Source organism: Streptomyces sp. NPDC058646, assembly GCF_042716875.1.
Lineage (GTDB): Bacteria > Actinomycetota > Actinomycetes > Streptomycetales > Streptomycetaceae > Streptomyces.
In genome coordinates, this window is the sequence record NZ_JBHXRK010000025.1 from 54,488 (window position 1) to 66,377 (window position 11,890).

Sequence of the window (11,890 nt, forward strand, 5' to 3'; positions counted from 1 at the left end):
CTCGCGCACAAAACCTTACTAGGCAGTAATACCGCACAGGCGCGGCCCCTAGGCTCTTCTCAGGAGTCCGGCGGGCCGCGCCGATGTTTCCGAAACGTTTGACCAGTCGGTCATGCACTGGTAACACCAATCAGTGACGATGGGTCCACGCACCGCACACACCGCACCTCCCGTGCATACCCCGCACACCATGCAGACGTGAGCACCGTGAAAGGGATCGACATCATGCAGGCCGCGCCCGTACGCGCCATCGCCATCCCGACCGTCACCGACGCCTTCCGCGGCATCGAGTCGCTGCTCATGAGCGGCGCCCGGCGCAACGCCTGGACGGCGGTCCTGGAGGACCGCCGACGGGCCAAGGACCGGGTCGAAACCGAACACGTACTTGAGGCCGCGGCTACCCGGACTCCGCAAGCCACGTAAACTTCGCTGTATGGCGAGGAAGTCAAACGCAGAGACTGCTGCGAACCCCGGGCGACTGAAGCAGATCGCCCTCACGTACAAGATGACGCGCAAGGCCGACCCGAAGGTCGGTCTGATCGTCGCGGGCGTGGGAATCGTCACCTTCGGTGTCTTTCTTGCGATCGGCTTCCTGATCGACCACGAGGTCTACCTGGGCATCCTGGGCTTCCTGGTGGCGTTCCTCGCGATGGCGATCGTCTTCGGACGACGGGCCGAGCGGGCTGCCTTCGGGCAGATGGAGGGGCAGCCGGGCGCGGCCGCGGCCGTACTGGACAACGTGGGACGGGGCTGGACCACCACCCCGGCCGTCGCGATGAACAGGAACCAGGACATCGTCCACCGGGCCGTCGGCAAGGCCGGCGTCGTGCTGATCGCCGAGGGCAACCCGAACCGCGTGAAGCTCCTGCTCGCGAACGAGAAGAAGAAGCTGGCCCGGATCATGCCGGACGTGCCGGTGCACGACTTCATCGTGGGCACGGGTGAGGGCGAGGTGCCGCTCAAGAAGGTGCGCACCACCCTGCTCAAGCTGCCGCGCGTGCTGTCCGGTCCCCAGATCACCCAGGTGAACGACAAGCTGCGCGCCATGGGTGACCTCATGAGCAACATGCCGCTGCCGAAGGGCCCGATGCCCAAGGGCATGAAGATGCCGCGCGGCGGGAAGATGCGCTGATCCGCTGACCTGCTTTTCGTATACGACAGGGAGGCGCCCCCGAGCCGGAGCTCGGGGGGCGCCTCCCTGTCGTGCGTCAGCCGTCGTACGCGGACCCGCGGCAGCCCTGGGCCTCCCGCGGCCCCGGGGTCCTCAGGCGCGGACCTGTACGGCGCGCGAGAGCCGGTCGTGCAGGCCGCGGCCGTCCCGGTCCCAGACCAGCGCCGGGATGACCAGGGCCAGCAGCAGGGTGCGCAGCACGACCCGGCCGAAGCCCAGGCGCCCGCCACCCTCCGCCATCACGCGGAGGCCCACGATCCGCTTGCCGGGCGTGAAGCCCACGGTGCCCACGGTGAGGATGCTCAGGAGCACGAAGAGCCCGAGCGTCCAGTTGCCGGTCCCCGCCAGGTTGCCGCCCGTGATCAGGCCGTAGGCGATCAACTGGCAGCCGACCCAGTCGATGGCGACGGCGCCGAGGCGGCGTCCGAAGCGTGCGACCGAGCCGGGGCCGTGCTGGGGCAGGCCGAGCTGCTCGCCCCGGTAGCCGAAGTCGACGCCCATGTCCTCGGCGGCCGCGCGGGGGCCCGAGAGCCATGATCCGATTGCTTGCCTCTTGTCCACCCGACCACGGTACCGGTGGTGCTCCACGGCACTCCGGCCGGACCCTGGTTAACTTGTGCGAAACAAATGGGTCATGCTTGAGAAATCCCGTCTGCTTATGGTCGGGTCAGCGTGCGGCACCGCACTGACGCACCACGAGCTATAAAACCCGCCCCTGCCCCGGGGCCGGGAGTAGGAGGAGTTGGATGTTCCAGAACGCCGACGAAGTGAAGCAGTACATCGAGGAGAACGACGTCAAGTTCGTCGACGTCCGCTTCTGCGACCTGCCTGGTGTGATGCAGCACTTCACCATCCCGGCGCGGGCGTTCGACCCGGCGGAGGAGCTCGCCTTCGACGGATCCTCCATCCGTGGCTTCCAGGCGATCCACGAGTCCGACATGGCGCTGCGTGCCGACATCACCACCGCGCGCCTGGACCCGTTCCGCAAGGACAAGACGCTCAACATCAACTTCTTCATCCACGACCCGATCACGGGCGAGGCCTACAGCCGCGACCCGCGCAACATCGCGAAGAAGGCCGAGGCGTACCTCGCCTCCACCGGCATCGCCGACACCGCGTACTTCGGGCCCGAGGCCGAGTTCTACATCTTCGACAGCGTCCGCTTCGCGACCACCGCGAACGAGGGCTTCTACCACATCGACTCCGAGGCCGGCGCCTGGAACACCGGCTCCGAGGAGAACAACCGCGGTTACAAGGTCCGCTACAAGGGTGGTTACTTCCCCGTAGCACCGGTCGACCACTTCGCCGACCTGCGCGCCGAGATCTCCCTGGAGCTGGACGCGCAGGGCCTCCAGGTCGAGCGCCAGCACCACGAGGTCGGCACCGGCGGCCAGGCCGAGATCAACTACAAGTTCAACACGCTGCTCGCCGCGGCCGACGACCTGATGCTCTTCAAGTACATCGTGAAGAACGTCGCCTGGCGCAACGGCAAGACCGCGACCTTCATGCCGAAGCCGATCTTCGGTGACAACGGCTCGGGCATGCACGTGCACCAGTCGCTGTGGGCCAACGGCGACCCGCTGTTCTACGACGAGGCCGGCTACGCGGGTCTGTCGGACACCGCCCGCTACTACATCGGCGGCATCCTCAAGCACGCCCCGTCGCTGCTGGCGTTCACCAACCCCACGGTGAACTCCTACCACCGCCTGGTGCCGGGCTTCGAGGCGCCGGTCAACATGGTGTACTCGCAGCGCAACCGCTCCGCCGCCATGCGCATCCCGATCACGGGCTCGAACCCGAAGGCCAAGCGCGTCGAGTTCCGCGCGCCGGACCCGTCGTCGAACCCGTACCTCGCCTTCGCGGCGCTGCTGCTCGCGGGCCTGGACGGCGTGAAGAACAAGATCGAGCCGATGGAGCCGATCGACAAGGACCTGTACGAGCTCTCGCCCGACGAGCACGCCAGCGTCCCGCAGGTCCCGACCAGCCTCGAGGACGTCCTCAAGGCCCTGGAGGCGGACCACGAGTACCTCCTGGCCGGCGGTGTCTTCACGCCTGACCTGATCGAGACCTGGATCGACTACAAGCGCACGCACGAGATCGCCCCGATCGCGCAGCGTCCGCACCCCCACGAGTTCGAGCTTTACTTCGATCTCTAGAAAATGCCTGATGGGAGGCCCCCCGCCGCACTCCGTGGAGTGTGGCGGGGGGCCTTCTGCTTTGACAGCGGGTCGCAATCGGGTGAGGGTGGAAATGTCCTCAAGGCTGGATAAGCGAGACATGTGCGGAGGTGCATGGAAATGCGCCGTAGGATCGTCGCGGCAGTCATGGCAGGCGCCGCTGGAGTCGCGATAGGTGTGCTGCCCGTCGCCAGCGCCTCGGCCTCGGTCGTCACCAGTGGTGGCGGAGGCGGGGACGGCGGCTACGACTGTCACCGGTACCCCTCGAACCGTTCCGACGCCCGGTGGGACTTCTGCTGTGACCGCGACTGGCGCGACCGGCCCAGCTGGTGCTGGGAGCGGGGCGGAGTCGGCGGATACAACGACAACTGGCGCGACAACCACTGGCGCGACGCCCACTGGCACTCGAACTGGAACGACTCCGGCCGCGGTGGCAACGGCGACTGGGACTGGGGCAACGGCCGGGGCGGCAACGGTGACTGGGGCAACGGCCGGGGCGGCAACGGTGACTGGGGCAACGGTCACGGTGGTGACGGTGACTGGGGCAACGGTCACGGTGGTGACGGTGACTGGGGCAACGGCGGTGGCGGCGGCAACGGCGACTGGGCCAACGGTGGCGGCGGCAACGGTGACTGGGGCAACGGCGGTGGCGGCGGCAACGGCGACTGGGCCAACGGTGGCGGCGGCAACGGTGGCTGGGGCGGCAACGGCGGCAACGGCGGAGGCGACGGTGGTGGCGGCGGCTGGGGTGGCGGCCGCTGACCGAGAGCCGGCTCCGACATCCGGGGCCGCGGGCCCGAGACCGAATGCGATGCCCTTGTTCCGCTGAGATCAGCGGAACAAGGGCATCGCGCCTGTGAGGTCACGCAGGCAGCGGACCGCCAGTTCGGTGGGGGAGCCCGGCCCCGTGACCGGGGCGTCCGTGGCCGACCACAGCTCCAGCGAGATCCGGATCGCGTCCGTCGCCGCCGCGGCGAGCAGGCGCACCTCCAGCAGCTCGGCGTCCGGACCGGCCAGCCGGGCGACCAGCGGTACCAGGCGCTCCTCCGAGTCCTGGTTCACCCGGTACCAGACCGCCCGCAGGGCCTCGTCGCCGACGGCCGCGCGCAGCAGGCCGCGGGTCACCTCCAGCCCCTCCTCGACCGCCTGGGGCTCGCTCAGCGTCCGCCTGACGGCGCGTTCCAGGGCTTCCGCGAGCGGGGTGCCGGGATCCTCCTCGGCGAGCAGCGCGCGCCAGGCGTCGCCGCCGACCGCGAGCAGGGGGGCCACGGCCTCCTGCTTGTTGCGGAAGTAGCGGTAGAACGTGCGCAGCGCCACGCCCGCCCGATGGGCGATGTCCTCGGCGGTGGTGCCGTCGGGGCCGTGCTCGGCGAAGAGTTCGCAGGCCGCGCGGGCGATGTCGAGCTGGGTGGCGGCCTTGCGGCGCTCGGTCAGCGACTGGGCTCCGGGGCCGGGCTGGGGAGCGTACGGACGTGGGGATCTCACGCAGTGAAGCGTACCTCTCGGATGCTCGGAAGATTGCATGCTTTGACACTCTGGCAAAACGTGCCACCGCTTCGGTACGCTCGCCCCATGAACCGTTACGAAGGACGTCGCGTCCTCATCACCGGCGGCGGCTCGGGCATCGGCCAGGCCACCGTCCACCGGATCCTCGCCGAAGGCGGCCGGGTCCACACGGTCGACGTCAGCGCGGCCGGCCTCAAGGTCACCGCCGACCGGGCCGCGGCCGAGGGCCACCCGGACCGCCTCACCACCGCCCTGCTGGACATATCCGACGAGAACGCGGTCAAGGAGGGCGTGGCCGCCGCGGTCGACGCGCTCGGCGGGATCGACGTACTCGTCAACGCCGCCGGGATCCTGCGCTCCGCGCACACCCACCGGACCACGCTCGACCTCTGGAACCAGGTCATCGGGGTCAACCTGACCGGCACCTTCCTGATGATCCGCGAGTCGCTCCCGGCGCTGCTGGCCGGCGAGCAGCCGGTCGTGGTGAACTTCAGTTCCACCTCGGCGTCCTTCGCCCACCCCTACATGTCCGCCTACGCGGCCAGCAAGGGCGGCATCCAGTCGATGACGCACGCGCTCGCCGCCGAGTACAGCAAGCAGGGCCTGCGCTTCGTCGCGGTGGCCCCCGGCTCCATCGAGAGCGGCATGACCACCGGAAGCGGCCCCGGCCTGCCCGAGGACACCGACTGGAGCCTGTTCACCAAGCTGGCCCCGGCCATCGGCCAGGGCTTCGCCGGCCCGCAGACCGTGGCCGGCGTCGTCGCCATGCTGGGCTCCGAGGACGGCGCCTTCATCACCGGCACCGAGATCCGCATCGACGGCGGCACCCACTACTGAGCCCCCGGCGCCGGGCCGCCGGACCGTCCGTCAGCCCCGGAACCGGTCCCAGAGCCGGGGGAAGCGTTCCGCGAGCACGGCTTCGTTCTCGAAGTCCAGCGGGGCGCCCGCCGGTTCCGCCGGCTGCAGGGGCACCCCGAGGTCCGGCGCCACCGAGCCCGTCAGTTGCTCGTAGGCCTCGTCGGCGGCGTAGCCGAGTTCCTCGCCGTCCCCGTCGATCTCCTCGTCGAAGTCCCCCAGGAGCTCCGCCAGCTGGTCGGGATCGTGCACCCCGCCCTCGAACACCTCCCGCCCCTGGCCGATCAGCCAGCACCGGAAGTAGTCGAAGGCGTCGTCGCTCGCCCCGTCGAGCAGTACCCAGGCGGCGCCCCACAGGTCCCAGGTGTACGCCCGGTTGTACCGGGACTCGAAGTGCCGGGCGAAGTCCAGGACGGAGTCCGGGTCCAGCTGTGCCAGCCGTTCCACGAGCAGCTCGGCATGCTCCTCGGGGTCGCCCTCGGCGGCCTCGCGGGTACGGTCCACGATCTCCCAGAACTCCGTCTCGTCCATCACGGCACCAGCATCACGGGTCCACCCCCGCGCCGCCACCGCGCACACGGCGAAAGGCCGGTGTCCGACCCCCTTGGCGGGGGGTGGACACCGGCCTTTCCTACGCCGTGGTCAGATCTCAGAGACCGTAGCGCTCGCGGGCTTCCTTGATCGCGGACGCCGGCACCTCGCCGCGGCGGGCGAGCTGGGCCAGCGCGGCCACGACGATCGACTGGGCGTCGACACCGAAGTGGCGGCGGGCACCCTCACGGGTGTCGGACAGACCGAAGCCGTCCGTGCCCAGCGAGGTCCAGTCCTGCTCCACCCACTGGCTGATCTGGTCCGGGACCTGGCGCATCCAGTCGGAGACGGCCAGGACGGGGCTGGTGACCCCCTCCAGCGCGCGGGTGACGTACGGGGTGCGCACCTCGCCGCGCAGCAGCGCCTCGTCGCACTCCAGCGCGTCGCGCCGCAGCTCGCCCCAGGAGGTGGCGGACCACACGTCGGCGGCCACGTTCCAGTCGGCGGCGAGGAGCTTCTGCGCCTCCAGCGCCCAGTGGATCGCCGTACCGGAGGCCATCAGCTGGACCTTCGGCGCGTCGGCGGCCGGGGCCGCCTCCGCGAGGTCGGCCGCCGTGTTGAAGCGGTACAGGCCCTTGAGGATGCCTTCCTCGACGCCCTCGGGCATCGCGGGCTGCACCTTCGGCTCGTTGTAGACCGTCAGGTAGTAGAAGACGTCTTCCGGCGTCTCGCCGTACATCCGGCGCAGACCGTCCTTGACGATCACCGCGATCTCGTACGCGAAGGCCGGGTCGTAGTTGAGCGACGCCGGGTTCGTGGACGCGATCAGGTGCGAGTGGCCGTCCGCGTGCTGCAGGCCCTCACCGGTCAGCGTGGTGCGGCCGGCGGTCGCGCCGACGATGAAGCCCTTGCCGAGCTGGTCGGCGAGCTGCCACATCTGGTCGGCGGTGCGCTGCCAGCCGAACATCGAGTAGAAGATGTAGAACGGGATCATCGGCTCGCCGTGCGTCGCGTACGACGTGCAGGCGGCGATGAAGTCGGCCATGGCGCCGGCCTCGGTGATCCCCTCGTTGAGGATCTGGCCGTCCTTGGCTTCCTTGTAGTACATGAGCTGGTCGCGGTCGACCGGCTCGTACGTCTGGCCCAGCGGCGAGTAGATGCCGGCCGACGGGAAGAGGGACTCCATACCGAAGGTACGGGCCTCGTCGGGGACGATCGGCACCCAGCGCCTGCCGGTCTCCTTGTCCCGCATCAGGTCCTTGACGAGCCGGACGAAGGCCATGGTGGTGGCCATCTCCTGCTTGCCGGAGCCCTTGAGCAGCGGGGCGAAGGAGCGATCGGCCGGGGCGGGCAGGGCCACGTGGTGGACCTTGCGGGCCGGGGCGGGACCGCCGAGGGCCGCGCGGCGCTCGTTCAGGTACTGGACCTCGGGGCTGTTCGCACCCGGGTGGCCGTACGGGACCTGGCCGTCGGCGAAGGCGCTGTCCGGGATCGGCAGGCCGAGGAGGTCACGCATGTCCTTGAACTCGTCGATCGTCAGCTTCTTCATCTGGTGGTTCGCGTTCTTCGACTCGAACCCGGCGCCCAGCGTGTAGCCCTTGACGGTCTGCGCGAGGATGACCGTCGGAGCGCCCTTGTGCTCCAGGGCGGCCTTGTACGCGGCGTAGACCTTGCGGGGCTCGTGGCCGCCGCGGGAGCTGTGGAAGCACTCGGCGATCTTCGCGTCGGAGAGCACACCGGCCAGCTGCACGAGGTCGGCGTCGGCGCCGAAGAAGTGCTGGCGGATGTAGGCCACGTCGCGGGTCGCGTACGTCTGGAACTGCGCGTCCGGCACCTCGCGCAGGCGGCGTACGAGGGCGCCCGTGGTGTCGAGCTGGAACAGCTCGTCCCAGGCGGAGCCCCACAGCGACTTGATGACGTTCCAGCCGGCGCCGCGGAACTGGGCCTCCAGCTCCTGGACCACGCGGAAGTTCGCGCGGACCGGACCGTCGAGGCGCTGCAGGTTGCAGTTGATGACGAAGGTCAGGTTGTCGAGCTGCTCGCGGGAGGCGAGGGCCAGGGCGGCGGTCGACTCGGGCTCGTCCATCTCGCCGTCGCCGAGGAAGGCCCAGACGTGCGAGCTGGCGGTGTCCTTGATGCTCCGGTTCTGCAGGTAGCGGTTGAAGCGCGCCTGGTAGATCGCGGAGAGCGGGCCGAGGCCCATGGACACCGTCGGGAACTCCCACAGCCACGGCAGGCGCCGTGGGTGGGGGTAGGACGGCAGGCCGTTGCCGCCGGACTCCTGGCGGAAGTTGTCGAGCTGCTGCTCGGAGATCCGCCCGTCGAGGAAGGCGCGGGCGTAGATGCCGGGGGAGGCGTGGCCCTGGATGTAGAGCTGGTCGCCCGATCCGTCGGCCTCCTTCCCGCGGAAGAAGTGCTGGAAGCCGGTCTCGTACAGCCATGCGGCGGAGGCGAAGGTGGCGATGTGGCCGCCGACGCCGTACTTCGAGCCGCGGGTCACCATGGCGGCCGCGTTCCAGCGGTTCCAGGCGGTGATCCTGGCTTCCATCGCCTCGTCACCGGGGAACTCCGGCTCCGCCGCGGTGGGGATGGTGTTGACGTAGTCCGTCTCCAGCAGCTTCGGCAGCGCGAGGCCGGCGGCCTCGGCGTGCTGGAGCGTGCGGCGGAGCAGGTATTCGGCGCGGCGCGTACCGGCGGCCTGGGCGACGGCGTCGAGGGAGGCCGCCCATTCGGCGGTCTCCTCGGTGTCGCGGTCCGGGAGCTGGTCGAGCTCGCTCGGAAGCTTTCCTACGGGGTCGGACATCGGTGTGCGCCGCCTTCCGGACAAAGGAGAGGTGGTGAAAAAATCCCTGACGGGCAGGACAGGGTCGTCGGACCTGGTTGAGGTCCGCGTTGACTGTAAATCGCTGATCGATGATCGATCAAACGAATGTGGCGAAGAAATGTCCAAGGGGGCAAAAGTCGGCACCGCGTGCCAGTAAATCAGGCACGCAGTGCCGGGCAAACCAGGACAAACAGTCGGGTCAGGCGCGCGGGGCGCATCCCAGGACGTGGCGCTTCACCAGCAGCCCGATGTCCGGATCCTGACTGCGGAAGGCCTCGACGAGCGTCTCGTGCTCCTCCGCGTAGGACTTCTGGACCGTGCCGAGCCAGCGGATGGACAGGGCCGTGAACACCTCGATGCCCAGGCTCTCCCAGGTGTGCAGCAGCACGCTGTTCCCCGCCGCCCGCACCATCTCCCGGTGGAAGCCCACCGTGTGCCGCACCTGCGCCGTGCCGTCCTCGGTCCGGTCGGCGTCCCACAGGGCGGCGACGTGCGGTTCCAGGGCCGAGCAGTCAGCCGCCAGCCGGGGCGCGGCCAGCTCCGCCGCGATCTGCTCCAGGCCGGCCCGGACCGGGTAGATCTCCTCCAGGTCCGCCGCCGACAGGTTCCGTACGCGCACGCCCTTGTTCGGCGCCGACTCGATCAGCCGCAGCGTCTCCAGCTCGCGCAGGGCCTCCCGTACGGGCGTCTGGCTGACCTCCAGCTCCACCGCGATCCGGCGCTCCACGATCCGCTCGCCGGGCTTCCAGCGCCCGCTGACGATCCCCTCCACGATGTGCTCGCGGATCTGCTCGCGCAGCGAGTGCACGACGGGTGGGGTGATCATCGGGGCTTCATCTCCTGATGGGTGGGCAGGGATCGCGCGGGGCCTGATGCGTAGACAATACGGCGGCGCCCCCGTCCGGAAGTATTCCGGACGGGGGCGCCGACGGTGAGGCTGGTAACAAGCCGACCGGCTACAGGCCGAGCTCGACCTCGAACTCGCCGGCCTCCAGGATCGCCTTGACGGCCGAGAGGTACCGGGCCGCGTCCGCGCCGTCCACCAGGCGGTGGTCGTAGGACAGGGTCAGGTACGTCATGTCGCGGATGCCGATGTTCGTGCCCTCGGCGGTCTCGACGACGACCGGGCGCTTGACCGTGGCGCCGATGCCCAGGATGGCGACCTGGTTCGGCGGCACGATGACCGTGTCGAACAGCGCACCGCGCGAACCGGTGTTGCTGATGGTGAAGGTCGCGCCCGACAGCTCGTCCGGCGTGATCTTGTTGCCGCGGACCTTGGCGGCCAGGTCGGCGGTCGCCTTGGAGATGCCCGCCAGGTTGAGGTCACCGGCACCCTTGATGACCGGGGTCATCAGGCCCTTCTCGGAGTCCACGGCGATGCCGATGTTCTCCGAGTCGAAGTAGGTGATGGTGCCCTCGTCCTCGTTGATCCGGGCGTTGACGACCGCGTGGGCCTTCAGCGCCTGGGCCGCGGCCTTGACGAAGAACGGCATCGGCGAGAGCTTGACGCCCTCGCGGGCCAGGAACGCACCCTTGGCCTTCTCGCGCAGCTTCATGATCTTGGTGATGTCCACCTCGACCACGGAGCTGAGCTGCGCCTGCGAGTGCAGGGCCTTCATCATGTTGTCGCCGATGACCTTGCGCATGCGGGTCATCTTGACCGTCTGACCGCGCAGCTCGGAGACCGCGGCGGCGGCCGGAGCCTTGGCGGCCGCAGCGGCGGCCGGAGCCGGGGCGGCAGCGGCGGCCTTGGCGGCCTCGGCGGCGGCCAGGACGTCCTGCTTGCGGATGCGGCCACCGACGCCGGTGCCCGAGACCTGCGACAGGTCGACGCCGGACTCCGAGGCGAGCTTGCGCACCAGCGGGGTCACGTACGCGGCCTCGTCACCGGCGAACGCCGGGGCGGCGGCCGGGGCCTTGGCGGCGGCCGGAGCCGCAGCGGCCGGAGCCGGAGCAGCCGGAGCCGCAGCGGCGGCAGCCGGAGCCGGAGCCGCAGCGGCGGCCGGGGCGGCAGCCGGAGCCGGAGCCGGAGCAGCGGCCGGAGCCGGAGCCGGGGCGGCAGCCGGAGCAGCAGCCGGAGCCGGAGCAGCCGCGGGGGCGGCGGCCGGGGCAGCGGGGGCCGGGGCGGCCGCGGGGGCGGCACCGGCCACGCCGATGACGGCCAGCCGTGCGCCGACCTCGGCGGTCTCGTCCTCGCCGACCAGGATCTCCAGCAGGGTGCCGGCGACCGGCGCGGGGATCTCGGTGTCGACCTTGTCCGTGGAGACCTCGAGCAGCGGCTCGTCCGCCTCGACGGACTCGCCGACCTGCTTCAGCCAGCGGGTGACGGTGCCCTCGGTGACGGACTCGCCCAGGGCGGGGAGCACGACATCGGTGCCGGACGCTGCCGGGGCAGCGTCGGCGGGCGCCTCGGCGGCCGGGGCGGGGGCCGCGGGGGCCTCCGCGGCCGGAGCCTCAGCGGCCGGGGCCTCAGCAGCCGGGGCCTCGGCGGCCGGAGCCTCAGCGGCCGGCTCGGCGGCCGGAGCCTCAGCAGCGGCGGGGGCGCCGGAGCCGTCGTCGATGACGGCCAGCTCGGCGCCGACCTCGACGGTCTCGTCCTCGGCGACCTTGATGGAGGCCAGGATGCCGGAGACGGGCGAGGGGATCTCGGTGTCGACCTTGTCGGTCGACACTTCGAGAAGCGGCTCGTCGGCCTCGACGCGCTCGCCCTCGGCCTTCAGCCAGCGGGTGACAGTGCCCTCGGACACGCTCTCTCCGAGCGCCGGAAGGGTTACGGAAACCGACATGGTTTCAGTTGCTCCTAACGAATGTGCGGAAGTGGTCGTC

General features: G+C 70.2%; 11 protein-coding genes. 5 read left to right on the plus strand and 6 right to left on the minus strand.

Features of this window, described 5'->3' with window-relative positions; genetic code table 11:
- Nucleotides 1-225: 225 nt before the first annotated feature.
- Together ACFWUZ_RS27180 and ACFWUZ_RS27185 are read left to right on the plus strand one after the other, a co-directional pair.
- The gene (locus tag ACFWUZ_RS27180; protein ID WP_384378314.1) at nt 226-423 is read left to right on the plus strand and encodes a hypothetical protein; all 198 of its coding nucleotides are present in this window, start codon (nt 226-228) and stop codon (nt 421-423) included.
- Nucleotides 424-433: 10 nt separating this feature from the next.
- The gene (locus tag ACFWUZ_RS27185) at nt 434-1,132 is read left to right on the plus strand and encodes a DUF4191 domain-containing protein (RefSeq protein ID WP_384378164.1); all 699 of its coding nucleotides are present in this window, start codon (nt 434-436) and stop codon (nt 1,130-1,132) included.
- Between the two features lie 132 nt (nt 1,133-1,264).
- Here ACFWUZ_RS27185 and ACFWUZ_RS27190 read toward each other — a convergent pair whose 3' ends face one another.
- Nucleotides 1,265-1,732 carry an RDD family protein gene (locus ACFWUZ_RS27190; protein WP_384378167.1) on the minus strand — a complete coding sequence of 156 codons (468 nt, stop codon included), beginning with the start codon at nt 1,730-1,732 and terminating at the stop codon, nt 1,265-1,267.
- Nucleotides 1,733-1,917: 185 nt separating this feature from the next.
- On the opposite strand from ACFWUZ_RS27190, the gene glnA reads away from it, so the two are divergent.
- Together glnA and ACFWUZ_RS27200 are read left to right on the plus strand one after the other, a co-directional pair.
- Nucleotides 1,918-3,327 (plus strand): type I glutamate--ammonia ligase, encoded by a 1,410-nt coding sequence (glnA, locus tag ACFWUZ_RS27195; protein ID WP_384378170.1) that lies wholly within the window; start codon nt 1,918-1,920, stop codon nt 3,325-3,327.
- A 141-nt stretch (nt 3,328-3,468) separates the two neighbouring features.
- The gene (locus ACFWUZ_RS27200) at nt 3,469-4,110 is read left to right on the plus strand and encodes a hypothetical protein (RefSeq protein ID WP_384378173.1); all 642 of its coding nucleotides are present in this window, start codon (nt 3,469-3,471) and stop codon (nt 4,108-4,110) included.
- 69 nt (nt 4,111-4,179) lie between these two features.
- Here the strand turns inward: ACFWUZ_RS27200 and ACFWUZ_RS27205 are convergent, their stop codons facing one another.
- The gene (locus tag ACFWUZ_RS27205) at nt 4,180-4,833 is read right to left on the minus strand and encodes a TetR/AcrR family transcriptional regulator (protein WP_384378176.1); all 654 of its coding nucleotides are present in this window, start codon (nt 4,831-4,833) and stop codon (nt 4,180-4,182) included.
- Nucleotides 4,834-4,920: 87 nt separating this feature from the next.
- Here ACFWUZ_RS27205 and ACFWUZ_RS27210 point away from each other — a divergent pair, with 87 nt between their 5' ends.
- Nucleotides 4,921-5,691 (plus strand): SDR family NAD(P)-dependent oxidoreductase, encoded by a 771-nt coding sequence (locus ACFWUZ_RS27210; protein ID WP_384378179.1) that lies wholly within the window; start codon nt 4,921-4,923, stop codon nt 5,689-5,691.
- 30 nt (nt 5,692-5,721) lie between these two features.
- On the opposite strand, the gene ACFWUZ_RS27215 is transcribed toward ACFWUZ_RS27210, so the two are convergent.
- The 4 genes from ACFWUZ_RS27215 to sucB form a co-directional block, all read right to left on the minus strand.
- Nucleotides 5,722-6,240 carry a DUF4240 domain-containing protein gene (locus ACFWUZ_RS27215; RefSeq protein WP_384378317.1) on the minus strand — a complete coding sequence of 173 codons (519 nt, stop codon included), beginning with the start codon at nt 6,238-6,240 and terminating at the stop codon, nt 5,722-5,724.
- A gap of 118 nt (nt 6,241-6,358) precedes the next feature.
- Entirely contained in the window at nt 6,359-9,043 is a 2,685-nt protein-coding gene (aceE, locus tag ACFWUZ_RS27220; RefSeq protein ID WP_384378182.1) for a pyruvate dehydrogenase (acetyl-transferring), homodimeric type, read from the minus strand.
- 220 nt (nt 9,044-9,263) lie between these two features.
- Nucleotides 9,264-9,887, minus strand: coding sequence for a GntR family transcriptional regulator (locus ACFWUZ_RS27225; protein ID WP_384378320.1), 624 nt, complete (start codon nt 9,885-9,887; stop codon nt 9,264-9,266).
- A 133-nt stretch (nt 9,888-10,020) separates the two neighbouring features.
- Nucleotides 10,021-11,850 carry a 2-oxoglutarate dehydrogenase, E2 component, dihydrolipoamide succinyltransferase gene (gene sucB / locus ACFWUZ_RS27230; protein ID WP_384378185.1) on the minus strand — a complete coding sequence of 610 codons (1,830 nt, stop codon included), beginning with the start codon at nt 11,848-11,850 and terminating at the stop codon, nt 10,021-10,023.
- Nucleotides 11,851-11,890: the final 40 nt, after the last annotated feature.